21 protein-coding genes are annotated in these 25,192 nt (G+C 45.9%); 2 read left to right on the forward strand and 19 right to left on the reverse strand.

Going from position 1 to position 25,192, the window contains the following annotated elements; genetic code table 11:
* Positions 1-7: 7 nt before the first annotated feature.
* The 3 genes from VK179_17970 to porQ are packed head-to-tail and all read right to left on the reverse strand — an operon-like array spanning position 8 to position 2,670.
* On the reverse strand, positions 8-880 hold the full coding sequence (locus VK179_17970; GenBank protein HLO60643.1) for a 4-hydroxy-3-methylbut-2-enyl diphosphate reductase: 873 nt from the start codon (positions 878-880) through the stop codon (positions 8-10).
* Positions 864-1,568 (reverse strand): (d)CMP kinase, encoded by a 705-nt coding sequence (gene cmk / locus VK179_17975; protein HLO60644.1) that lies wholly within the window; start codon positions 1,566-1,568, stop codon positions 864-866. Before cmk ends, VK179_17970 begins: the two co-directional genes overlap by 17 nt.
* A 1-nt stretch (position 1,569) precedes the next feature.
* Entirely contained in the window at positions 1,570-2,670 is a 1,101-nt protein-coding gene (gene porQ, locus VK179_17980; protein ID HLO60645.1) for a type IX secretion system protein PorQ, read from the reverse strand.
* 59 nt (positions 2,671-2,729) lie between these two features.
* On the opposite strand from porQ, the gene VK179_17985 reads away from it, so the two are divergent.
* The gene (locus VK179_17985; protein HLO60646.1) at positions 2,730-3,677 is read left to right on the forward strand and encodes a diacylglycerol kinase family protein; all 948 of its coding nucleotides are present in this window, start codon (positions 2,730-2,732) and stop codon (positions 3,675-3,677) included.
* A gap of 2 nt (positions 3,678-3,679) precedes the next feature.
* Here the strand turns inward: VK179_17985 and lipB are convergent, their stop codons facing one another.
* The 6 genes from lipB to VK179_18015 all read right to left on the reverse strand — a co-directional run bounded on the left by lipB (position 3,680) and on the right by VK179_18015 (position 10,009).
* Positions 3,680-4,390, reverse strand: coding sequence for a lipoyl(octanoyl) transferase LipB (gene lipB / locus VK179_17990; GenBank protein ID HLO60647.1), 711 nt, complete (start codon positions 4,388-4,390; stop codon positions 3,680-3,682).
* Positions 4,391-4,405: 15 nt separating this feature from the next.
* Positions 4,406-5,317, reverse strand: a complete 912-nt coding sequence (locus VK179_17995; GenBank protein ID HLO60648.1) for a sugar phosphate isomerase/epimerase family protein — start codon at positions 5,315-5,317, stop codon at positions 4,406-4,408.
* A gap of 130 nt (positions 5,318-5,447) precedes the next feature.
* Entirely contained in the window at positions 5,448-6,239 is a 792-nt protein-coding gene (locus VK179_18000; GenBank protein ID HLO60649.1) for a DUF1080 domain-containing protein, read from the reverse strand.
* A 38-nt stretch (positions 6,240-6,277) separates the two neighbouring features.
* Positions 6,278-7,768 (reverse strand): Gfo/Idh/MocA family oxidoreductase, encoded by a 1,491-nt coding sequence (locus VK179_18005; protein ID HLO60650.1) that lies wholly within the window; start codon positions 7,766-7,768, stop codon positions 6,278-6,280.
* A gap of 154 nt (positions 7,769-7,922) precedes the next feature.
* Complete coding sequence (locus VK179_18010; GenBank protein HLO60651.1) at positions 7,923-9,506, reverse strand: Gfo/Idh/MocA family oxidoreductase; 1,584 nt, start codon at positions 9,504-9,506, stop codon at positions 7,923-7,925.
* 11 nt (positions 9,507-9,517) lie between these two features.
* A complete protein-coding gene (locus VK179_18015; GenBank protein ID HLO60652.1) occupies positions 9,518-10,009 on the reverse strand; it encodes a DoxX family membrane protein in 492 nt (163 codons plus the stop codon).
* Between the two features lie 152 nt (positions 10,010-10,161).
* Here VK179_18015 and VK179_18020 point away from each other — a divergent pair, with 152 nt between their 5' ends.
* Positions 10,162-10,872 (forward strand): DUF434 domain-containing protein, encoded by a 711-nt coding sequence (locus VK179_18020; protein HLO60653.1) that lies wholly within the window; start codon positions 10,162-10,164, stop codon positions 10,870-10,872.
* A gap of 149 nt (positions 10,873-11,021) precedes the next feature.
* On the opposite strand, the gene VK179_18025 is transcribed toward VK179_18020, so the two are convergent.
* From VK179_18025 to VK179_18070, 10 genes are all read right to left on the reverse strand, one after another.
* A complete protein-coding gene (locus VK179_18025; GenBank protein ID HLO60654.1) occupies positions 11,022-11,798 on the reverse strand; it encodes a hypothetical protein in 777 nt (258 codons plus the stop codon).
* Positions 11,799-11,808: 10 nt separating this feature from the next.
* Positions 11,809-13,305 carry a hypothetical protein gene (locus VK179_18030; GenBank protein ID HLO60655.1) on the reverse strand — a complete coding sequence of 499 codons (1,497 nt, stop codon included), beginning with the start codon at positions 13,303-13,305 and terminating at the stop codon, positions 11,809-11,811.
* Between the two features lie 228 nt (positions 13,306-13,533).
* A complete protein-coding gene (locus VK179_18035) occupies positions 13,534-14,958 on the reverse strand; it encodes a proton-conducting transporter membrane subunit (GenBank protein ID HLO60656.1) in 1,425 nt (474 codons plus the stop codon).
* Positions 14,959-14,965: 7 nt separating this feature from the next.
* The gene (locus VK179_18040) at positions 14,966-15,595 is read right to left on the reverse strand and encodes a hypothetical protein (protein ID HLO60657.1); all 630 of its coding nucleotides are present in this window, start codon (positions 15,593-15,595) and stop codon (positions 14,966-14,968) included.
* Between the two features lie 10 nt (positions 15,596-15,605).
* On the reverse strand, positions 15,606-16,514 hold the full coding sequence (locus tag VK179_18045) for an NADH-quinone oxidoreductase subunit H (GenBank protein ID HLO60658.1): 909 nt from the start codon (positions 16,512-16,514) through the stop codon (positions 15,606-15,608).
* A gap of 1 nt (position 16,515) precedes the next feature.
* Positions 16,516-18,450: a proton-conducting transporter membrane subunit gene (locus tag VK179_18050; GenBank protein HLO60659.1), complete on the reverse strand. Its 1,935-nt coding sequence runs from the start codon at positions 18,448-18,450 to the stop codon at positions 16,516-16,518.
* 72 nt (positions 18,451-18,522) lie between these two features.
* Positions 18,523-20,514 (reverse strand): proton-conducting transporter membrane subunit, encoded by a 1,992-nt coding sequence (locus tag VK179_18055; GenBank protein HLO60660.1) that lies wholly within the window; start codon positions 20,512-20,514, stop codon positions 18,523-18,525.
* A 37-nt stretch (positions 20,515-20,551) separates the two neighbouring features.
* Positions 20,552-21,859, reverse strand: a complete 1,308-nt coding sequence (gene murA / locus VK179_18060; GenBank protein ID HLO60661.1) for a UDP-N-acetylglucosamine 1-carboxyvinyltransferase — start codon at positions 21,857-21,859, stop codon at positions 20,552-20,554.
* A 2-nt stretch (positions 21,860-21,861) separates the two neighbouring features.
* Positions 21,862-22,503: a DUF4290 domain-containing protein gene (locus VK179_18065; GenBank protein HLO60662.1), complete on the reverse strand. Its 642-nt coding sequence runs from the start codon at positions 22,501-22,503 to the stop codon at positions 21,862-21,864.
* A gap of 89 nt (positions 22,504-22,592) precedes the next feature.
* Positions 22,593-24,923, reverse strand: coding sequence for a UvrD-helicase domain-containing protein (locus tag VK179_18070; GenBank protein ID HLO60663.1), 2,331 nt, complete (start codon positions 24,921-24,923; stop codon positions 22,593-22,595).
* Positions 24,924-25,192: the final 269 nt, after the last annotated feature.

Raw genomic sequence — 25,192 nt, forward strand, 5'->3', positions numbered from 1 at the left:
AAATCGATCAGGGTATATTCAACGCAATTAATTTCCTTTCAAATTCTTCAAGGAGCCAGCGGGGAGTTGAAGTGGCGCCTGTAATGCCCACAGATTCACAACCTGTAAACCATTCTGGTTTCAGATCGGTTGTTTCGGCTACAAAATAGCTTTTCATATTCATCTCAAGGCATTTTGAGTACAATAATTTCCCGTTTGAACTTTCCTTATAACTTACAAACAGGATAACCTGGTGCGCTTTACAAAACTCATTGAGTTGAGGAATTCGTCCTGAAACCTGGCGGCAAATTGAATGGGTACAGTTCAGTCTCTGGGGAGTATAACCTTCGGCTTCAGCTTTTTTGATGAGGTTTTGCTGAAGCTCATCGTAGTTATCCATGCTCATCGTAGTCTGCGAATACAGGTGAACAGGCCTTTCGAAGTTAATTTTATCGATGTCTTCAGCCGACTCAACGATCTGCGCCTGGTACCCGGTTTGACCGGCCAATCCCCTGACTTCAGCATGATTTTTTTTGCCGAAGATCACAATCTGTGCGTTGTTTTCAGAATGATAAGCCTGTTTTATCCGGCTCTGAAGCCGAAGTACTATAGGACAAGTGCCGTCAACAAGTTCAATATTATGAGCGGCAGCGTATTCATATGTTTCCGGAGGTTCTCCGTGAGCCCTGATGAGAACCCGGCAATCCGAAAGTTTCATGAACTCTTCACGGGTAATAGTTTTTAAGCCCAACCCCTCGAGCCGTTCTATTTCCTTTTCATTATGAACGATCTCACCCAGGCAATACAGAATTCCCGATTGCCTGATAATCTCTTCTGCCTTATTCACCACGCGGGTTACTCCAAAACAGAACCCCGCCTTAGGATCAATTTCCGTTTTCATTTTCAAGAATTCTTCTCCACCATTCCCTGAACCAGTCCATCTGCTGAGCAATTGTCATGTGGCTGTTGTCAAGTATAACGGCATCATGCGCTTTACGCAGGGGACTAACCTCACGGTTTTCATCCTCGTAATCGCGCATCTTTATATTTTCAATAACCTTTTGCAAATCCACCGGCGTTCCTTTCTCAACCAGTTCCTTGTAGCGCCTTTCAGCACGTACAACCGGATCGGCTGTCATGAATATTTTGAATGTAGCATCCGGAAATACAGTGGAACCAATGTCCCTGCCGTCCATCACCACATTGCCGCCGTGACCTATTTCCCGCTGTAGTTTCACCAGTTTTTGCCTTACCTCAGGAACCTGGCTTATCTTACTTACAATGGCCGAAACCTCAATGCCTCTGATCTCTTTTTCAATGTTTCGTCCGTTCAGCAGGGTTTCCTGCAAACCGGTATCCCTGTTGAGAACGAATTGTACGGATATTTTATCAAGCTCCCTGTTCAGGGCCGGATCAACAGAATCACCTTTTATCAGGCCGTTTTCAAGGGCATACTGGGCCACCGACCTGTACATGGCCCCGCTGTCGATATATACAAAACCCAGTTCCCTGGCAATCATCCGGGCAAATGTACTTTTACCGCATGATGAATATCCGTCAACAGCAATAATATAAGGGTTGGAGGTCACTTCAGAAATTTTTATTCAATTCATCAAGATTCATGCTGAGCGAAAAATGATTGCTGCCACCGGCAAGATGATAAATGCTTCGGCCATACCCGATTTTGAATTTTTTCAGGTTAAGACCTACTCCCCATGAAAAACCGACTGTGCCCGGCTTGGTATCGACTTTAAGTTCCTGCCGCCTCCTGTAATTATAACCGGCCCTTATTTCAAGGTTTTTTCCAAGGGCTACAGTTGTACCCATTACGACATGGCGCATGAATTTGTCGAAAAATACATCAAAGTCGTTTTTACCTGTCGGCTGGCCATTCTGCAGATCAAGTTCTTCTTTATCTTTATCAGCCTGGGTTACATAGGTGAGGTCCCATTTCTCAAGATGATTCAGTTCAACATGAAAAGTGAAGGGTGAATAGGCAAGACCTTTCGATAACCCGACAGCAATATTGAAAGGAAGAGGTTCCCTGGCATTATCGGCAGTGTACGCATCCACCTGCATTCCCATATTCCGCAGCACAATTCCGGCGGATAACTTCCGTTCAGGATCGGAATAAACGACTCCCACATCCAAAGCAAATGCCGTGGCGTTATATTGTTCGTAATCCGAATATATATTCTTTGCTGTAACGCCCACTGTAAATAGGGAATCGATCTTCCGGGCATACATGATGTTCACAGAATAATCGGCAGCCCTGAATGTTCCTGTTTTAATCCCGTTTTCATCGGCTCCCTGGAAGGTTCCATAATAAAGATAATGAATGCCGCATCCCAGCATGCTTTTCTGGTTAAGCCTGGTAATGGCTGATGCATATCCGAAATTGGCACCGGCAAAATAATTCACATAATTCAGCGCCAGGTGGTGATGCATATCCTGGCTCATCAAAGCGGGGTTATGGTACGGAAGTTCAGCATCGGTACCGCCTATGGCAACCACATCGCCGCCCAGGGAAGCTACCCTGGCCGAGTTTGTAATTTCAAGAAACTGGAATGCCTTTCCTCCGGGTTGTGCTGATATATCTTTGCTGCAGGTGAACAGGAATGCCCCTGCTGCAACAAAAAGCAGTGTTATGTAATGAATATTGTTAATGGCCAGAGTGTGTTTGCATGTCAAACGTTCAAATTTAACAGTTATTATCCACATTTTTATATCTTCGCCTTAAATCTCCTTCCATGCCTGAAGAATCGACACATGTTAATGAGAAATTTGTTTTTATAATTAACCCTGTTGCGGGTACAAAGCAAAAGAACACGATAAGCGATGCAATTAAAAAAGCATTTGCTCACTGCGATTATGAAATCATCTATACTCAGTACCAGGGACACGCTTTTGAAATAGCCACTGAAAAGATTCGGAATGGAATCATTAATATTATAGCCGTAGGAGGCGACGGAACCATTAATGAAGTGGCATCAGCGCTTGTGAAAACACCTGCCAGACTGGGTATAATACCGGTAGGGTCGGGGAACGGACTGGCCCGGCACCTGAAAATACCTGTAATAGTTGCCGAAGCGATTAAAGTAATAGCAAATCCGCGTATTAAGGTGATTGATGTGGGCAGGGTGAATGGACACTATTTTTTCTGCACATGCGGAACCGGTTTTGATGCCAGTGTAGGTAAACAGTTCGCAAATGAAGGAAAGAGGGGTATGATTACTTACGTTAAAACGACCATTCACCAGTACATGAACTACTCTCCCAAAAAATATATTCTGAAAGTGGAGGACAAAAAGGTTGAGCTTAAGGCATTCCTGGTAACTTTTGCAAATTCAGGGCAGTATGGAAATAACGCCTACATCGCCCCCAATGCGCAGATTGACGACGGCTTTCTTGATTTATGCGTGCTGAGGCCGTTTCCAAAAACCTCAACGATTGAAATGGGACTGAGATTATTTTTCAAAAATATTGACCAGAGCCCTTATCTTGAAGTAATGAGGGTAAAGGAAGCGACACTCAAGAGAAAGAACAAGCAAAAGATTTCCATGCATCTCGACGGGGAACCGGTGACGCTGAAAAGGAAGTTAAAGGTTAAGGTAGTTCCGCAGGGATTGCAGGTTATGGTGCCGGCAGCGGGGAGGAAGAAACTGATGGTGCCGGATTTCTCGCTTCGCTCTAAATAACATTAACATGGCCTGTCATTCCGACTGAAAGGAGGAATCTCAATCCCAAACTGCTCCTCCATCCGCCTGATCAATGCCTTTTTCACTACATCCATCGAAACCGGTTGGCCGGTTTCTTTTTCCATGGATGTTACTCCTTTATCGGTGAACCCGCAGGGATTGATCCATGAAAAATAGGTGAGATCGGTGCTTACATTAAGGGCAAAACCGTGCATGGTGACCCCGCGGCTTATTTTAACGCCTATGGCGCATATCTTCTTCTGTTTCGGCATGGGTGACGATTCAATCCATACTCCGGTTGCCCCGTCAAGCCGTCCTGCCGTAATTCCGAAGTCTGACAACATGAGAATGATTGATTCTTCGAGGAGTTGGATGTATTTCTTAACCCCTATTTTCAATGCATCAAGATCAAAAACCGGGTATCCTACCAGTTGTCCCGGCCCATGGTAAGTAATATCTCCGCCCCTGTCGATCTTGTAGTAGGAGGCATTTATCGATTTTATAAAGTCATCATGGATGAGCAGGTTGTTTTCCTTACCGCTTTTACCTAACGTATAAACATGAGGATGCTCCACAAAAATAAGACAGGGCAAAACCGATGACGGATCCTCACCGGTTTTTGCCCTGATTACATTGTTCTGAATTTCCTGCTGAAAATCCCAGGTTTCCTTGTAATCCTTCAATCCAAGATCAATAAAGTTCACCCGGTTCATCGGCAGGAGTTTTAGTTATTTAACAGCTGCAATAGCTCTTTCGAGCAGAGCTTTGGTTGCTTTGATACCTTCGGGCTCGCTCAGCTTGGTACCTTCGTATTCCACATCGATCCAGCCTTTATACCCTGAATCTTTTATAATCTGCAGAATTTTGAAGAAATCAATATTCACCTCGTTGCCCTGGGCGTCGAATTCGTAAGATTTGCCACTCGCGCCCTTTGCAAACTGCATCAACTCAGTCATTCCAAGGTAACGGTCATAATTCTCAGTGGCGCTTACCCTGAAATTTCCAAAATCGGGCAGGGTGCCGCAATTCGGAAGGTTAACCCGTTTCATTATACCCGACAGCCATTTGCCATTTGAAGAAATGCCGCCGTGGTTCTCAATAACGACGTTCATTTTCATGGGAGCTGCAAAGGTGCATAGTTTTGTCATGGAATCGACTACCCTGTTTGCCACCTCGTCATCCGTACCTTTTCCGGCAGCGTTCACACGGATCGATGTACAGCCAAGAAATTTGGCAGCTTCGATCCAGGGTTTGTGATTTTCAATGGCTTTGGTTCGGGCTGCATCATCGGCATCGCCCAGGTTACCCTGTGCATCGATCATGATGAGCACGTTGGTGACTCCGTTATCTTTTGATATTTTCAGCAATTCATTCAGGTAATCCTTGCTCAGGTCTTTGAAGAACGTGCTTACATATTCCACACCGTAAATTCCGTAATCTTTCACAGCCTTAACGGGGAAATCAAGGTTTGTCATTTCTTTTCCCCATAAAGCACGGTGAAGTGACCATTCAGCCAGGGAAATTTTAAACCTGTCCTTTTTAAGCATGGTTTCCGAAGCAAATGAACTTTCGGAAAGCAACGGTATTCCGGCAGCAGCAAGCGCCGCTGTTTGTAAAAATGCTCTTCTGCTTTGTTTCATTGTTTTTGGTATTAAGTTCTTAGCCTTTAAAGGCTGTTGCATCAATTTGTTTTTTGCTGTTTTGAATTCCGGAAAAGAAAAAGGTTGTCTATGAAACAGACAACCTTTCTCTATGTTTAAGATTTCCCGCTTAGAGGGGCCTGATCTTTATATTCCTGAACCATACATCATTGCCATGGTCCTGGAGGGCGATATAACCCTCAATGTATTTTCCGAATTCTTTGAATTCCTTGAATTTGCTTTCTTTGATCATCTTATCCCAATCGGGTGTGCCGATGTGATATTCAAGAACGGTTTCACCATTCTGTTTATGCACAACAGTTCCCTGGTATACCATGATCTCAACCTGGTTCCACTGGCCATAAGGTTTTGCATTCTGAGGAACAGCCGGAATAAGGTCATAAAGCGAACCTGCTTTACGGTTTCCGTTCTTTCCGAGGTTTGCATCCAGATGGTTAACATTGTCCAGGATCTGCATTTCAGGAGCCGATTTCCATACCGGTTCATTGGGCAGTTCCTGTGCAAGGTAGAAAATACCGCTGTTACCGCCTTTTGATATCTTCCACTCGAGTTTAAGATCGAAATCTTTAAACTTCTTGTCATAGATGATATCTCCACCAGCACCGCCGGCTTCACCTTTTCCGGAGCCAACCACGCGAAGCATACCGCTGTCAACTGCCCATCCTGAATCGGGGAAAGCAGTTTTCTCATAACCACGCCAGCCATTTGTAGTCTTGCCGTCGAAGATCAGGGTGAAACCCTGTGCTTTTTCTTCTTCAGTAAGATAATTGTTGGTATCAACAGGTGTGGTGTCTGCCTTTACGGTATCGGCATTCTTACCGGTCGGTTTACATGAATAGAATACCTGGCTGCCCATAATCATCAGGGCGATCAGGCCTAATACAACGATAAAACGTTTCATCTTTTTGAATCAGTTATTTAGTTAATTAATAGATTCAATTAAGCAGGCATTGCAGGCAGGTTCCAGCCATTCCTGTAGGTATGCTTGATCAGTTCTGCAGCAAATGCTTTTGCCGGCATCGGGTCAGTCCATTTCTTGTTGAATGTGGGGTGACCGTTATGAACCGAGAAGTTATCCTCGATACAGATCCTGACTTTGTCGTCATCCTTCAGGTTGGTAAACTGCATGTTTACACCGTCCCATTCGAGTTCCTTATTCAAACCCTGGAGGCGAACAGCGAGAACACCCATAACAACCATTTCGTTGAAAGGACCTGCTTCGCTGAATGGTGATGAAAGCTGAACACGGGTTTCCGGGGTCTGCTTGCAGGCATTTACCCAATCCATTTCATGACTTACATCCACGCGGCGCAGTGTTTTCGGAGTGGTCGGAACTCTTCCTGATAATAACCAGGGATCCTTGCCATAGCAACCGCAAACCAGTGTGTCTTTTGTTCCATGGAACAGAACACCGCCACCGTTGTCATTCATATCTCTTCCTGCAGGCCAGCCTTTGGGCAACATGGGTTTAATACCACCGTCTGACCAGGTTACTTCTACTTCGGGAAATTTAATCTTGTCGGTCTTCAGCGGAGTGCGGGCAGGGAATACAAACTCTACATTCTGTGCATTCGGTGCGCAATCGGTCAGAAGCAGGGTTGAGTTACCCTGTACGCGTGTAGGATAGCCAAGTCTAAGGCCTTTGAATACAGGATGGAGAATATGACAAGCCATATCACCAAGTGCTCCTGTACCAAAATCCCACCAGCCACGCCAGTTCCAGGGATGATATATTGCATTGTAAGGACGCATCGGAGCGGGGCCGATAAACAGATCCCAGTTAAGTGTTTCGGGAACCCACTGACCCTGTGAAGGACGGTTCAAGCCCTGCGGCCAGATCGGACGGTCGGTGAATGCTTCAACTTTCTTTACTTCGCCGATTTCACCAGCCCAGATCCATTCGCAGGTCTGCCTTACGCCTTCGCCTGAGCTTCCCTGGTTACCCATCTGTGTCGCAACTTTATATTTATCAGCCAGCTTCGTAAGCAGGCGTGATTCATAAACTGAATGGGTGAGAGGTTTCTGAACATATACGTGTTTGCCAAGTGTCATTGCAGTGGCGGCAATGATGGCATGGGTATGGTCAGCTGTTGCAACTATAACTGCATCGATGGAATCTTTCATTTCATCGAACATCACGCGCCAGTCCCAGTATCTTTTTGCATTCGGGAAAGCTTTGAATACGCCTGCTGAATAATCCCAGTCAACATCGCACAAGGCTACCATGTTTTCGGTGGGAGCTACAGCCTGAATGTTTGAATTACCCATGCCGCCGATACCCACGGCTGCAATGTTCAACTTATCGCTGGGAGCTCTGTGACCTAAACCGCTCACTACATGGCTAGGTACAATAGTAAAAGCGGCAGCAGCCATTGCCGTATTACCCAGGAAGGCCCTGCGGCTGATTCCTGATTTTTTTTCTTCGTTCATAATGCAGTTTTTAAGTTTGAAGTAAGTTAAGTATAGTATAGTTATTTAGTTCTTAAAGATTTCAGCAATCTTTTAAACAAAGCTCTAAGTTAAATAAAAACAAGCTTAGAATCTATTTCAGGATGCTAAAAAAAATCAGAATGCATGCAGGCTTTTATACAATCTCCTGTTTATCAGCATCCCAGTACACTCTCCTGTTTTCGAGAAGTGCTTTTGTCGACATGTGAGCGCTGATTCCCTCCTGGAATGCCTGGTCGATATTGCAGCTCGGCTGTATACCGGCACGAATGCAATTCAGCCATTCTTTAATATGGAGATGCGTTGTATCAACGCGTTTGCCGTTTCTGTAAGTGTAAAGTAAACCACGGCTTGCAAAATACTGTTCAGTGGCTGTGGCAAATCCGTCAGCACCTTTCTTTCCCGGTGTGAACGCGTAAATCGGCGTTTTCGGATCAATCAGGCCGCTGTCAATCTTTTCTTTATACTGTGTTGATTGAGGATCGGCATAAATAACAAGCCTGTCGCTGATTTCCATGTTGGCGTCATGGCCCATCATCACTTTACCCCTTGAACGGTCGCTTGCCAGTGTGGCACTGTAAAGGAATGAAAGATCGTGCTTCGGGAATTCCATTACAACCTGTAATACGTCCGGAACGGTCCTGCCGTCTTTGAAAAAATAGATACCACCTGATGAGGCCACTGAACCCGGTATTCCAAGGCCCAGGATCTGGTTGATGGCATCATACTCATGGGTCAGCAGGTCACCGTTGAGACCTGTGCTGTAATCCCACCAGCAACGCCAGCGGAAAAAGCGCTCAAGCGAGAATTCATGCGCGGGAGCCGGACCGATGAACTGTGCCCAGTCGATTGTAGCAGGACTTGCCTGCGGATGGATATCATATACCCATGCGCCATTCGGATCGTTCCTGTTGGTGCAAACTTCAATCAGGTTAACTTTTCCAAGTACATTCTTTTCAATGGCTTCCTTTGCTTTAGTATAAGCTTCGGTCTGCCGTCCCTGGTGTCCGAGCTGGAAAACAACCTTGTTTTCTTTTACCGTTTTTACCAGTTCATAGGTTTCAGGAACGGTCTTGCTTACAGGCTTTTCGCAGTAAACATGCTTTCCTCTTTTTGCTGCTTCCATGGCCATTGTGGCATGCCAGTGGTCGGGAGCGGCAATAACCACTGCATCAATATCAGGAGCATCAAGTAATTCGAGGTAGGTCTTGTACTGTTTCGGCGCTTTACCCATTTTCCCGCCTGTACCTTCACGGTTTACGTTGGAGGCCGCCTGGGCAGCTGCTTCTGAATACACGGTGAATATATCGCAAACTCCGTTGATTTCTATAGGAAGCTGTTCCTGCTCCATATAGCTTTCATAATTCTTGTTCTGCTTGTTATCCTGTGCTGCCTTTTTCTGCTCATCAATCCATGACGGCTCAGGGAATCCGGCGGCCCTCATAAGCTGCTTGCCCCTGATACCGAAACCGATGAATCCAAGCCGGATAGGCTTGCCGTCTTTTAGAGAGGGAGCCAGTTCAACAGGTTGTGAAGTCAGTTGCACCACTTCGCGCATCTGCTCCCTGTACTTCTCATCAATTTTATTTTTGCGAATCCAGGCATATGAGAAAGCTCCGAGCACCGGAAGCGCTGCAATTCCTTTTAAGATATCACGACGACCAATATTATGGGAACTTGTATTGGGTAGGGAATTATTTTGATTATTATCCTTTTTCATATCCGGTAATACTATTTGTCACTTTTAAAAATAAATCTGTCAAGGCCTGCTATATGTCCTGTCGGAAATATAAGCAGCACTGCCATTGTAAACACTTCGATAAGAGTTTTATTTACCCAGAGATAACTGCCTTCCTGCGGAAGAATATACGTCACACCAGCTAAAGCCGGATGCGACAGGTAATAAAATACAAGAAGCACCATTCCGGCAAAAAGTGCAATCTGGGTCAAAAATCCAAGCATTAGCCCAAGGCCGATCATAGTGAGGCCCCACTTATTCAGCCAGTCGACAACGGCTATTACGCCGGCATTGTTGGCCATTCCGTGAAAAACACCGGCAAAAAGCCCTTTTGAATCCATCAGGTAACCGAATGACGACCAGTCGGGATTGGTAATTTTTACCAGCCCTTCGTAGAGAAAATACCATCCTATCAAAATCCGGAGAGCGACTAATAAAAAGGTTTGGAGGTTCGTGTAATGATTAACTATTGCTTTATTTGACATACAGCGGTTTTTTTAAAAAAGAATCAAAACTAAAAAATCTTTTCGTAAATATATAGGTCTGTTTTGAATAAGTTGGCTCTGTCGTTGTTTTAGAAACATAAATTCTACTAAAACGGCAAAAACGTCGACATTTAGTGTTAAATTGGTGATCTATGCCGGATAAATCACTGAATTCTTCGCTGCTTACCGATACGTTCAGGCAGGCCTGTACAGACTACTTTTACCTGGTAAACCATCATTACCCTGAACGAAGCGTACTAAAACTTGTCGGCGACAGGTACCTGCTGTCTGGCGACCAAAGAACGGTGCTGTACAGGGGAATATCATCCGAAAAGCGTTCATTATTGCGAAATTCCCTCCTCCAAGCGAAAATTGCGGGTACATACCTGATTATCGACGGGTACAACGTGCTGTTCAACCTGCTGAATTACAGGCTTGGCAAAATAACTTTTGTGAGCACAGACGGTATAGTGCGTGATGCCGGGGCCTTGCACGGCCGTTTCAGGGAAGAACACACTTTCACTGATTGTATTGAACTTTTACTCATTCAAGTGGCAGCCATGAAACCGGCGACTGTTGACATTTACCTCGATTCGCCCGTATCACACAGCGAAAGGCATGCCACCGCTATTTCGGACAGGATGCACGAACTGAATCTGACCGGCGGTTGTTATGTGGTAAAGTCAGCCGACTGGGTGCTGAAGAACTGTAAGGACTGTGTAATTGCCACATCCGATACGGCGATTATTGAAAAAGCATTGTTGCCGGTTGTTGACTTGCCGGCGGTGGTGCTGGAAAGGGCTTATGGGGCGGGGTTTTTGCAGTTGGGGAAACTTATTTCAGGAGGAACGTCATTGCGATGACCGGTTCCTACGGTCAGAAGCAATCTGCCCGAACAGGCACACCGATCCAAATAGTGAGTCTTGGTAAGGTCCTGCCTTTGCCGGCAGGTTGCTTCGTCGCAATAATTTCTGCAATAATCAATTGTTTATCAAGCTCCTCGCAATGACGATCATCCCCTTATCAACCCCAATACCCCGTTAATAAATGTCAGCGGATGAACGGGATTACCAGGGACGTAGAGGTCAACTTTGTATTTTTCAAGAAACGACCGGTCAAGCGCTTCACTGCCCTCAAATATTCCGCCGCTTATGGCGTCAGTACCGGCCAGTATGATAATCTTAGGATCAGGCACTGCATCGTAGCATATCTGTAACGGTTCTGCCATGTTCTTCGAAATGGGTCCGGTAATTACAATTCCGTTGGCATGCCTCGGCGATGCCACAAATTCAATCCCGAACCTGCCCATGTCAAAATTCACATTGCCGGCGGCATTCAATTCCCACTCGCAGCTGTTATCCCCTGCTGCCGATACCTGGCGCAGTTTCAGCGAATTTTTGAAATACCTCCGTATTTCCTTTCTCACTGCCGCCGGATCAATCGACATCGGCTGGTTTTGCCCTGCATCTACTACCAATCCCTCACGAGTGGCTGAAGCAATTTTATAATCTTTTGTAAACGTTATATTTTCAGGGAAACGCCGTGCACATTCACCACAGAAAACACATTTTCCGAGATCTATCCGGAGCGGATTCTGCATGATGGCATTTACCGGGCAAACGCCTGCAATTTGTGAAGAAACCGACATTCCCGGTTCCTGAATAACAGGGCGGCCACGGAAAATCCCGGGCACTTCCACGGTTGTGACATCAGGAATATATTGCTTTCCCTGGTGGAACAGGATTTTTATATCAGAAAATACAGAACCTGTATTGAATTCCAGTTTCATAGGTTAATTTTTAAAGGTCGTGACCGCAATAGCTGAGATTGAAACTCTTGTTGCAGATCGGGAAATCGGAAATGTCGTTGTTTCTTACTGCAAGAGCAAGGGCCATCCAGTTGTGAACCGACGGATCCTTGATCTTATACAGGGCAAGATTTCCTGCTGTATCCGTGATGGCACAGTGGCAAATCTCACCCCGCCATCCTTCGGTAAGCGACAGCACAAATGAACCAGGTGCCGGGGATTGCATAGGCTCAGGTTGACTGTGTTTCGGAATATCCTGCAACATGCGGCGGATGTACTTAATCGACTGGTTGATCTCCTGCTTCCTTATCTGGGTCCTTGAATACACGTCCCCATGATGCTTGATGATCGGCTGGTGAGGTATTCCACCGTATATCAGGTAAGGATGCGTCCACCGGATATCGCGCATCAGTCCGCTTGTTCGTGCTGCCTGTCCCACGGCACCTATTTGTTCGGCCTGCTGCTGTGTAACGGTTCCTGTTCGTTCAAGTCGGGCCAGCGCACTGGGCAGCGATTTCATCCGCTGGTACATTTCATTCATATCGGGCTCATACGCATCGAAAAGCTGGTTGATAGCCTCTGTTAGTTCAGGCGTGACCGGATAAGGATTGCCTCCAGCCCGGATAAGGCTTTTTGCAAGCCGGTTACCGCACCATTTCTGGAATGTGTTTATCACGGGGGTACGCAGCCTGCCGAATACAGAGCTTCCCAACTGGTATGCAATATCGGTGCATATGGCACTCAGGTCGCCCGTATGAATGGCAATACGCTCCAACTCCGAAGCTATCGTGCGGGCATGAAGAATATCTTCAGGTGCATCAAAGCCGCAAAGCGATTCCCATACACCTGTAAATGCCGTTGTATGTCCCACAACCGTGTCGCCGGCAATGCCTTCAGCCAGGATGGCCAACTGCAAAGGCGACTTATATCTGAGAAAAAGATTTTCAATTCCCCTGTGCTGGAAGCCAAGCTGGATCTCGAGATGCAGGATCTGCTCGCCGCTGCATATAAACCTGAAATGGCCGGGTTCAATCACTCCTGCATGTATAGGGCCAACGCCTACTTCATGCAGTTCTTCACTTTCGATTTTATAAAAAGGATAATGGCCTATACTTTCTGACGGATCAAACCGGTCATGCGAATACCTCAGGAGTTTCAGCCATGGATGATCCGTATAGCTCATTCCAGTTTTTTCATGGATTTCTCTCTCAAAAGCATGAAAAGCGAAATTTCTCGCTGTGAATGAAGGGTAGGTGGTACCGGCATCTGCCATGGAGGATGAAACCAGTATGTGCCCTGTTGTATCGTCGGCAATACAGCAGAAGAGTTGCAACCTGCCATTCACCGGCCAGGCGAAATAATTAACGCAATGGCAGTATTTATCCTCCAGCAGTCCGGTATTGGCCTCAAGAAATGCGTCATACCCGAGAACAGGGATTTCTCCTGTGCCTATCCGCTGGTTGTTCTTTATTTTTATGTAATCAGCCATCTTAGTCTGTTAGTCTGTAGTCTGTTAGTCTGTAAAACTTCTTAAATCTTAAATCGGTGTTCCTTGTTCGGTGTTTTTGTTAGTCTGTTGGTCTGTAGTCTGTTAGTCTGTTAGCAATTAAGTAATAAGGTTTTAAGGCCTAAGAGTTCCTGTATGAAATCTTCATTTTCTTATCCAGTATCCTGCCTGCCTGCCGGCAGGCAGGTATCCAGTATCCAGCATCCAATACTACATAAGCATATTCACCGCCTCCTTTATCAACTCCACCATCGCTGCCGGCGGAAACAACCCCAAATACACAACGAGCGCCAGCAGTATATATTGGCTCAATGATTCGGTGTAATGTGCAGGCTGTACCTTCGACTCGTCAAAATCAACCGGTTTTGCAAAAAGGATCTTAAATACGTTTTTTCCGAATGCCCATATGATCACGGTGAGCAGCAGCATAATAATAATCAGCAGCCAAAGGTATCCTGAGGCGAACAACGATTTAAATATCAGGAATTCACTTACAAACATCCCTGACGGAGGCATAGCCGTCACAATGAAAAAGGCGGCGAGGAGAACCATAGCGCCGGCTACATTGTATTTGAAATAATACCCGGTGTCATATACGCTTTTGCTTCCATAGGTTCTGTAAATTTGCCCGAACTGGAAAAACAGGGCAGGTTTTGCAAATGAATGCAGTACCAGGTGCAGTATGGCTGCGTAATACCCTATTCCACCGGCTGCAATACCCAGCATAACAAGCCCCATATGCTCAACCCCCGAATACGCCATCATTCGTTTAATATTTTTTACCCGGAGCATGTATACGGTAGCCACAAATACCGACAACACTGCCGATATCAGTATGATCTTGTTGGTCCATTCATGAATGCTTGTATGACTGGTAATCTGGTAAAATCTGAATATTCCTGTAAATCCCACATTCATTAAAACGCTTGCCAGGAGCGCGCCTGAAGGATAGGGCGCTTTGTCCTTTGCATCAATACCTGCAGTATACATGGGAAAAAGCCCTGCCTTTGCCGTAAAACCTGTAAATATGAATAGAAAAGCCAGCTTCAGCCAGAACGGATTAAGCAAACCGGCATTCGCCAGCAGGGTCGAATAAAAAAGGTCGCCAATCCCATGCTGCTGAACGGTTACAGTGACAAACAGGATACCGATAAAAACAAGGGTTATGCTTATTGAACAGATAAAAATATATTTCCAGGTTCCTTCGAGAGACAGCTTATTCCTGCGGTGGTAAATCAGTGCCGATGCACTTAATGTGGTGATTTCAACAAACACCCAGGTAATACCCATATGGTTGGCAAGGTATGCCGCACTGATCGACATGATCAGCATAATGGTAGCGGCAAAATACATCCCCATTTCCCTGGGTTTATAGGGATGTTTTTCGAAATATACGAAGCTATGATATAGCACCGGTATGGTGATGACTGTCATAACACTCAGGAATATCACGGCAAGGGCATCGGGAGTGAAATAAGTAAATTGCACCACTCCCCGGTTTATAAATTCATAAACGGCCAGCGATACCTGCAAAAGAGAAAATAGCACCGACAGAAGAAGTCGGGTGGAATGCTTCTTTCCGAAGTAAAAGGCAGTGCCTATAATCAGTGAACCGGCTAAATATATTGCTATCATTGAGAGATCAGTCTTTTAAATTTCTTAATTGCTCCACATCCTGTTCTTCAAATACATCGCCGATCTTATCCGCAAAGATTCCCAGCAGGATCACGCTGACAAAAATATCAAGCAGGATACCGATATTCACCAGCATCGGCATTTCACTCCCTACTGCAAGCGAAAGCACAAACACTCCGTTTTCAATAATCAGGAATCCCATCACATGGGTGATGATCTTTCGGCGGGTGATGATAACATACAACCCGGTGAAAAGGGCCGACAGGGCCACTATGAAAAAGATCTTCCTGACATGGGTGTCTGAAACGGCGTTTGCCAGAAAGAAGGATCCCAGGATAATAATGGTTACTATAACAACCGACACAAAGTTGGAAACATAGGGCTCCGCTTCACGTGTAATCCGGTTACGATCGAGAATGTACTTCAGGAATAAAGGGATGGCAATGGCTTTAATGATGATCGTTTCAAGCAGAACAAAGATCAGGTTGCCGATATTGATTTCGATAAGTTCAACAAGGGCAACACCAAAAAGAACAATACCCTGGAATGCGATGATGCGGATATAGGTCATCATCCGGTTTGCCATCGAAATGTAAATCAGGGTAATGGTGAAAATTATTAATAACAGGTTGATCATGGATTCTGATTTAAATGAGTTTTCCCATCACAAGCAATACGCCGAGGAAAATAAGCATGGATATGGACGTGAACATCAGGATGAATTGGGGATTATGATTCATTCTGAAACGTGCCGCAAAAGATTCTACAATACCGATGACAATGCCGAAGGTTACCTGCACGGCAAAGTAAATAGGTATTGAATAATAGAGCTGGTAGCCGGGTGTCAGGAAGAAATTGGCGATTATCGCCCCGTAAAGGGCGAATTTCAGGTTGGTTCCGTAAAGGATGAGTCCCAGGTCAAAACCGCTGTTGTCAAGGATCATGACCTCGTGGATCATGGTGAGTTCGAGGTGCGTTTTCGGGTCGTCAACGGGCATCCTGCTGTTTTCGATGAGTGCAATGGTAACGAATACAAAGGACGCCAGGGCGCCCAGACCATATGAAACATACGAACCATAGTGAAGTGCCCCGAATATCCCGGCAAAAGAAGAATAACCTGTAAGAAGAGCAAATGATCCCATCAGGATGAAGAAGGCAGGCTCTATGAGCATCGAATACAGTGCCTCGCGGCTTGCGCCCATTCCCTCAAAACTACTGCCTGTATCAAGTGCGGCAATGATCATGAAAAACTTGCCAAGTGCCAGCACGTAAGCAAAGAAAACGAAATCACCGTTGAATGAAAGGATTCCCTGTTTGTTACCAAAAGGGATGAATAAAATGGCCATCAGAATGGTGGCGATATATACGGTGGGCGCAATCTGAAATACAAAGCTGGTTGTTTTACTGTAAACCGAACCGGTTCTGAGGCAACGGAAAATATCAAGCATGGGCTGAAAAATCCGGGGTCCTTTTCTGCCCGACAAGATGCTCTTTGACCGGATGATGATCCCGGTAAAAAAGAAACTGGTCAGAATGATAAGCAATAAACTAAGCATCTTACAATTGTTTAATGATGTTAACGAGCGTTCTTAGCGCATCAATTACAAGGGGAATGGTAATGCTGATTCCGATGAATACCACGCCGTAGAGTACATAAAACTGGACACGGCCATTCTGAAGAAATTTGAACCTGCCGAGAAAGCCGCGAAGAGCCTTTGTGGGCCCGTCGATTAATTTCATTTCAAGGCGATCATGAAAATGACTTTCGGAATGAACCGCATTCGGCACTATATCATTTATTTCATCCCCGGAATCCTGTATGTCAATAACCGGTTTTATAATTTTCACGTAAGGTTTTACAAATGAACTGGCCGTATACTGAAGCTTCGGAGAATCGGTTTCATAACCGCAGCCCCAGGTAGGGCCTGTTGCAATAACCCTGTGTTTCTGAATCCATTTCCTCAACCGGTAAACCACGATGATCATAAGGATCAGCCCCCAGGATGCCAGGCTTACATGTTGCATGATCTGCATGATCTGTGAATCAGGAAGTATAGATCCGGCATTTCCATATAAACTTACAGGGGTTGTAAGAACGGAAAGAAACAACCGGGGGAACAATCCGATAAGAATGATGACTCCTGCAATCAGGTAATTGGGGAAAAGCACCGACTTATCCTCCCTGATTTCATGAAAGGAATGCCGCGGGTTTCCCAGAAAAATTATGCCGAATGCTTTTGTAAAACACAGTAACGCCAGTCCGCCAATCAGTGCAAGCGAAAATACGGATATGGCAAATACAAGGGCCGACTGGTTACTGCTGATGGCATCGAACAGCCCGCTATAAATCAGGAATTCCGAAATAAAACCGTTGAAAGGAGGAAGCCCGCAAATCGCCAGCGCTGCAACAAGGAAAAGTGCAGCAGTACGGGGCATCTTCCTGCCCAGTCCTCCCATCCGGTCGATCATCAGGCTATGGGTGGCCAGGTAAACATTTCCTGATGTAAAAAACAGGAGCGATTTGAAAAGCGAGTGATTCAGCGTATGCAGCAGGGCACCTGCATACCCGGCGAAAGTCATGAAATCATTGTGCAATCCTGCCCCGAGTGTACCTATCCCAATTCCGATGCCGATGATCCCGATGTTTTCAATGCTGTGATAAGCCAGCAGGCGCTTCAGATTATGCTGAACGATGGCCAGCATCACGCCATAAACGCCCGATATAAGTGAAACACCAAGAATGATATATCCGATTGCCATTTTGTTATCGGGCATCAGTAACAGCATTCGCATGATCCCATAGATGCCCGATTTGATAATTACACCCGACATAAGGCCTGAAACATGAGATGGAGCAGCAGGATGCGCGTAAGGTAGCCATGTGTGGAAAGGCACAAAACCGGCCTTTATGGCAAAACCTGTAAAAAACACAAGGAATAGCAGGAGGCTTGCCTGGTTTCCCGAGTTCAGGCAGTAGGCTGAAATATCCCTGAAATCGAAGGATCCGGTTTTTGTATAAACCCACAAAAAACCAAGCGTAAGCAGGATGATGCTGATATGCGACTGAATCAGGTAATTAATTCCCGCTTTCAGCGTTTCCATTTTCCCGTGTTCGTAAATAACCATGATGAAAGCGGACAAAGCCATCATTTCCCATGAACATAGGAAGGCAAGGCTGTGCTGGATGAAAAATAAACCGGTTAGCGCAGCATGGTTTATGATATAGCTGGCAAAGTGCAGGCTCATCAGCGGCTTGTTTTCGGGGTAGTGCTTCAGGTACTGCCGGCCGTAAAGGATACCGGTAATCGCTGTAAAATTTGTCAATAGCACAAACCATGCGGATAAGGCATCTGCCCTGATGAAAATATTACCAAAAATGGCGCCGCCATAAATGACTTCCGAAAAAGAGGCTCCCGATAATACCTTCACTGCCACCAGCGAACTGATTGCTGAGTTGGTAAGTACCGCCACAAGGGCTATGGTTCTTTTCATAACGGTACCGGCAAGTAAAGTTGCAGGAATGAAGACTAAGACCGATATGAAAAAAATCAGGCTCATGGGATCTTATAGTACATTGAAAACAGAAAGAAGAATGAGAATGACGACAAATATAAGTCCATAAAGAACATACAATTGTATTTTGCCATTATGAAAAAACGTAAAAATATTGAATATTCTAAGGAAACCTTTAATTACAGGTTCAAAGATCCTTTTTTCAAAAAATTCGAGATACAACGAAGCGTACGATCGCGGTGCCGGAAAGATTGATGCGGCATCAAGCTGATCATATTTCTTATCCTCAATGGTTATAAAGCCAAAAAGTTTTGCCAGGCTTTTTGAAAATGATTTACCTGTGTATTGCATTCCGGTGTGCGGAGCAACATATCCGCAACCCCAGGTTTCATTGGTTTTAACTTCGTACCGCCTTGTCACTGATGCCCTTATGCCATAAATCACGGCTATCAGCAAAAGAAGCAAAAGAGAAGCCCTTCCGCAAAGAGTCACAATGTGTCCCGTTCCCTGCAGCGAAGACAGGGATACTTCAACACCCATACTCCCGGTAATATAAAGAAGAGGTCTTAATACAAGCTCAGGAAAAAGTCCGATGACAAGCATAATGCCAATAATGAGATAAAGCGGTAACCTCATCGCAAGAGGTACTTCTTCAGGTTTATGGTGAAGTTCTTTTCGGGGAGAGCCAAGGAAGATGACTCCGAACGATTTGGTGAATGTCAGCATCGAAACACCGCCGGCCATCGATAACAGGGCAATACAAATGACCATAAGGGCGCTGAGTGCCAGGTTATGCTGACTGAAAGTTTCTACAAATCCCGAATAAATCAGGAATTTGGATATGAACCCATTGAATGGCGGAAGTCCGCCTATTGCAAGGGAACCCACCAGGAAAGCAACTGCCGTGTGGGGCATATACCGGATAAGCCCTCCCAGGTCTTCCATGTTCCGGGTGTGGGTTTGATTATATATATTTCCTGAAGTAAAAAACAAAAGCGATTTATAGAGCGAATGGTTCAGGGTATGCAGAAGGGCTGCAGAAAATCCCAGGATGCTCATAAGGGGATAATCCAGTGCTTTTCCGGTTAGTCCGATTCCAATGCCCATGCCTATGATGCCTATGTTTTCGGTTGTACAGAATGCCAAAAGTTTCTTGAAATCCCTGTGTACTGATGCATTCAGAATTCCGTAAAGGGTTGTGGCGGCCGATAAGGAAACCAGCAGGATGCCGGTAGCTAAGCTATAGTGAGTGATGCTTACGGCGATGCGAAGTATACCGTAGATGCCCATTTTTACAATAACACCCGACATGATTCCCGAAACATGCGAAGGAGCTGCGGGATGTGCATAAGGCAGCCAGGTGTGCATGGGTATAAACCCGGCTTTAATTCCGAATCCGGCAAAGAACAAAAGAATAACCCAGGGACTGCCGTTGTTCTGAAAGAATGATGCGATGCCGTCGAAAGAAGTGGTCTGTGCGCTTACAAACACCCAGATAAATGCGATGGTAAGAAGTGCCACTCCAAGATGCATCTGCACCATGTAATTGAGTCCTGCTTCCTGTGTCTGTGCCTTTTCGTGTTCAAACATCAGCAGGATGAGTGACGAGAGGGTCATCACTTCCCATGCAATCAGGAATGCAAAACCGTTGTGAAGCATGCAGACAAACAGCATCGACACCTGGAACATAACAAGCATTACCCAGTGAAGGCTCAGGTCGCTTTTGCGGTGAGCATATGATTTCATGTAACCGGCACCGTACAGAGAACCGTTAATGAGCGTAATGTTAATGATGAGGATAAACCACGCCGACAGCGGGTCTATTCTAAAAAGCACATCTCCGAAGGTATTGCCGGCGTTGATCAGCAAATTGAAGTCTCCCCCTGCAAGCACACGGATGGCAGGTATCGAAGTTATTACGGCATTCAGCAACACAAGAATAAAGGCTGCCGCCGATTTAGAGCGTTGGGGCAGTAAGGGTATAATCAGCAGAGAAAGACCCGTAAAAATTAAAACAATGGAAATAACGGATTCAGCATTCATGATTGAGACCAAAAACGGGACAAAAGTAATTTTATTCTTAAATAATTCGCTCAATTTTTGCACCGAGTGCACGGAGTCGCTCATCAATGCGCTCATAACCACGGTCAATCTGGTCGATATTATGGATGATGCTGGTTCCGTTTGCCGAAAGGGCGGCAATCAGAAGGGCAACACCGGCCCTGATGTCAGGAGAAGTCAGTGTGGAAGGCCTTAACCGTATCTGGTTATCAAGCCCGTAAACGGTAGCCCTGTGAGGATCACAAAGAATGACCTGGGCTCCCATTTCAATTAATTTATCCACGAAAAATAAGCGGCTTTCAAACATTTTCTGGTGGATCAGCACATTTCCGCGGGCCTGTGTGGCAACAACAAGGATTACGCTGATAAGGTCGGGTGTAAAACCGGGCCACGGCGCGTCATCCACAGTGAGTATGGATCCGTCAATGAAAGTTTCAACCTGGTAATGTTCCCTGCCGGGAACATAGATATCGTCACCCCTGCGTTCAAATTCAATTCCGATCCTCCTGAAAACAGTGGGAATAAGTCCCAGGTTCTCCCAGGATACATTTTTAATCGTGATTTCAGAACGGGTCATTGCAGCAAGACCAATGAATGATCCCACTTCGATCATATCCGGGAGCAGTGTGTGTTCGCATCCGCCAAGCGTGTCAACACCTTCAATCGTGAGCAGGTTGGAGCCTATACCGGAGATGCGGGCACCCATGCGGTTCAGCATATGACAGAGCTGCTGAATGTAGGGCTCACAGGCGGCGTGGTAAATAGTGGTCGTTCCTTCGGCAAGAACTGCTGCCATCAGTATGTTGGCCGTTCCTGTAACAGAGGCTTCTTCGAGCAGCATGCTGCATCCTTTGAGTTTGGCGGCATGCAGTTTATAAAATTCCTCGGTGTATTCGTAATCAAATTCAGCACCAAGCTGAACAAGGCCGTTGATATGGGTATCCATACGGCGGCGTCCGATTTTATCTCCACCGGGTCGGGGTATGTATGCCTTGCCGAATCGGGCGAGAAGGGGTCCCATGATCATCAGTGATCCCCTGAGGCTTGTGCTGCGCTTTTTAAAATCGTCAGTGAGCAGGTAATCGATATTGATCTGTGAAGCCCGGAATGAACAGGAATTACGGGTAATGCGTTCCACTTCTGCGCCAAGTGAGGCCACCAGGTCAATAAGGTTATTGACATCCAGGATATCCGGGATGTTGCTGATTGTAATTTTTTCTGAGGTGAGCAGGGTGGCACAGATGATTTGCAGTGCCTCGTTTTTAGCGCCCTGCGGAACGATCTCACCCTTCAGAGGGTGACCACCGGAAACCCTGAAAGAAGCCATTATTATTGCATAGGTTTTTTTCGCTGCTGTTGCATCTGCATGCGTTTCCTGTTCTGCTGCTGATTTTGTTGCTGCTGCTGGCGGCCTTTCTGAAAATCTTTCTGCTCGGATAACTTAACGCCTTCCTTCACGGAAAGTTTTCTGCCTGAAAGCTCGTAAAGATCATTGAAGATAATCTCATCGGTAACCGAATCGCGGTTCCAGGTGAGGTAAGATTTTTTCATGTGATTGGCGATCAGCCGTACAAGGGTATCCTTGTCCTCGCCGTCGGGAAGCTTTAGCGCTTCACGGATGAGGTCCTCCACTATTTTACCGTAATGCCTGTATTTAATGTCGGTTGTGCTGTAGCTGACCCTCCTGGGTTTTTCTGTAAATTCCTCGGGACGTGGAATTTCGTAAGGGAAGTCAATATCGAGCCTGAAATCGGCCATGATAGCCAGGTGATCCCAGAGTTTATGCTTAAAATCGTTGATATCGCGTAAATGAGGATTCATATTGCCCATAATGATAATAACAGCCTGTGCAAGCCGGTTTCTTTCCTCCCGGTCCTCCACTGTAAGAATATACTCAACCATTTTCTGGATATTTCTTCCGTATTCCGGAAGAATCAGGTGATTGCGGCTGGTATTGTAGTCGTATTCCATATAATATTTTTGACAAAGCTATAGTAAAAATAGGTGATGGTCAAATATTTTTTTTGGGGCTGTGTGTAGTTTGCAACTACGCTTGAAGCCTAAACTATTTTCAACTTCGCAAACTTCAGCAACAACTGCTTCTCCTCATTGGTATCCTGGAAAAACACGGTTGCTTTGCGGTTGGGTGATACACCTTCGATCTGCAACACTTTTCCGACACCGAACGTGGCATGTTCCACTTTCATCCCGGCCTGGATCTGGTCAGGGTTGTCCGGTTTGAAATCCGGGTCAGCCGGGCGGGCGGGAACAGTCTTTTTAGGAATCAAAGCAGTCGGTTTCCGGGCGGTATTATTCGGATTTCCGGTGAATGTTCTGGTGGTACCGTTTGTATATTTCGACTTGTTCTCAAATTCGCTATCCCAATCGTAATCATCATAATCGCGGCTTTTTGTCCGGTTATTCTGTTCAACCGGCATATCCATATATTTGGGATCGATATCCTTTAAAAAACGGCTGGGCTGTGACATGGTGGGTGTTCCCCATTTATACCGGTTCTGGGCGTAACTGATATATACCCTCTTTTTGGCCCGGGTGATCGCCACGTAAAAAAGGCGACGTTCTTCTTCCATATCCTCCGGCGATTCAAAAGCCATACGTGAAGGGAACAGCTCTTCTTCGACACCGACAATGTGAACATTGTTGAATTCAAGTCCCTTGGCAGAGTGCATGGTCATAATGGTGACCTTGTTCTGGTCATCACCGTTTTCAGTATCAAAATCAGTGATGAGCGAAACATTTTCGAGGTAATCGGCCATAGCAGCAGGCTGGTTGTCGTTCATCGCTGTTTCGGTGAAATCCTTGATACCATTCAGCAATTCTTCAAGGTTTTCATAGCGGCTGCGCTCTTCGGGTGTGTTCCCGTTGTACAGGTCCTTCCGGATACCGGATGTGATCGATATGTGGGTGGCTGCTTCAAAGGCATTGAGTTCAGCGATTTTCTCAGTGAAACCGGTGATCAGGTTATAAAACCCGTACAGCTTGGTCAGGGTTCCTTTGTTAAGTCCCGTATCTTCAGGATTGGCCTCGACAACAGCCTGCATTAGGCTTTTACCGGTACGTGCCGCATATTCCTCAAGCCTTTCCATGGTGGTATCACCTATTCCGCGTGAGGGGTAATTCACTACGCGTTTGAAAGCTTCGTCATCATTCTGGTTAACCGACAACCGCAGGTATGCCAGCATATCCTTGATTTCCTTGCGCTGGTAGAACGAAATGCCGCCATAAACCCGGTAGGGAATGTTTCTTTTTCGTAAAGCTTCCTCAAAAATACGTGCCTGGGCGTTTGTTCGGTATAGTATGGCAAAGTCGCTGTAAAGTTGCCTTTCTGTAAGGGCACAGTCAAGAATGCTGTTCGAGACAAAGAACCCTTCTTCCATATCGGTCACGCAACGGACCACCTTGATTTTCTCGCCTGATTCATTTTCTGAAAACACGTTCTTTTTGATCTGGCCGTTGTTCTTTTCGATCAGGCTGTTGGCAGCGTCCACGATGGTACGGGTCGACCTGTAATTCTGTTCGAGTTTATAAACCTGGTGATCAGGATAGTCTTTCCTGAAATTTAAAATATTCTCAATGCGCGCGCCCCTGAAAGAATATATGCTCTGGGCATCATCGCCCACCACGCATACATTGTGATGCCGGGCGGCCAGCTTGTTCACAATCAGGTATTGTGAATGGTTGGTGTCCTGGTACTCGTCCACCAGCATGAAGTGGAACCGTTCCTGGTATTTGGCCAGTATTTGCGGGAAATCGCGGAACAGGATATTGGTATTGAGAAGCAGGTCGTCGAAATCCATGGCACCCGATTTTTTGCAGCGGATGCAATAAGTCTGGTAGATTTCGCCCAGTTGAGGACGCTTCGTCATGTTATCCGAAGCAGTGATCTCCGGATGTCCTTTGTAGGCCTGTGGTGTGATGAGGTTGTTTTTTGCCCAGGAAATCCTGCCCAGCACTTCGCCGGGTTTGTAGCGCTGGTCGTCGAGGTTCATCTCATGGATAATGGATTTCACGAGACTTTTCGAATCGATTGTATCGTAAATCGTGTAAGTGGAAGGATAGCCGAGCCATTCGGATTCTGTGCGGAGGATACGGGCAAATATGCTGTGAAATGTGCCCATCCACAGGTATTTTGCCTGTTCTTCACCCACTACCAGGGCAATACGCTCTTTCATTTCACGGGCTGCCTTGTTGGTGAACGTAAGGCAAATGATGTTGGACGGTTTGATGCCCTGGCTGATAAGGTAGGCTACCCGATAGGTGAGTACCCTTGTTTTGCCTGAACCGGCACCGGCGATGACCAGTGAAGGACCCTTTATATTGACGACTGCCTCGTATTGCGCGCTATTCAGCTCTTTCAGAAACTTTTCCATACCGGGCAAAATTAGCATATCTGCAATAAGCAGGTAAAATTAACGGGGTATTTTTTTAATGAAGAAATGAACAGATGGAGTCAAGGCGGAGCCACGCCGTCATTGCGAGTAAGAACACCTTTTTAAGAATCACCCAATGATATGACGATCAGTCGTTAATATCTGGATTTATTCTATCGGGGCTATCCGCCCCGAACCCTGAGTCACTTTTTTTCTGCAGCAAAAAAAAGTGACCAAAAAATGCCGCCGCTGCTGAAAAAATCGCTAAA

The sequence above is a fragment of the Bacteroidales bacterium genome (assembly GCA_035299085.1).
In the GTDB taxonomy this organism is placed as follows: Bacteria; Bacteroidota; Bacteroidia; order Bacteroidales; family UBA10428; genus UBA5072.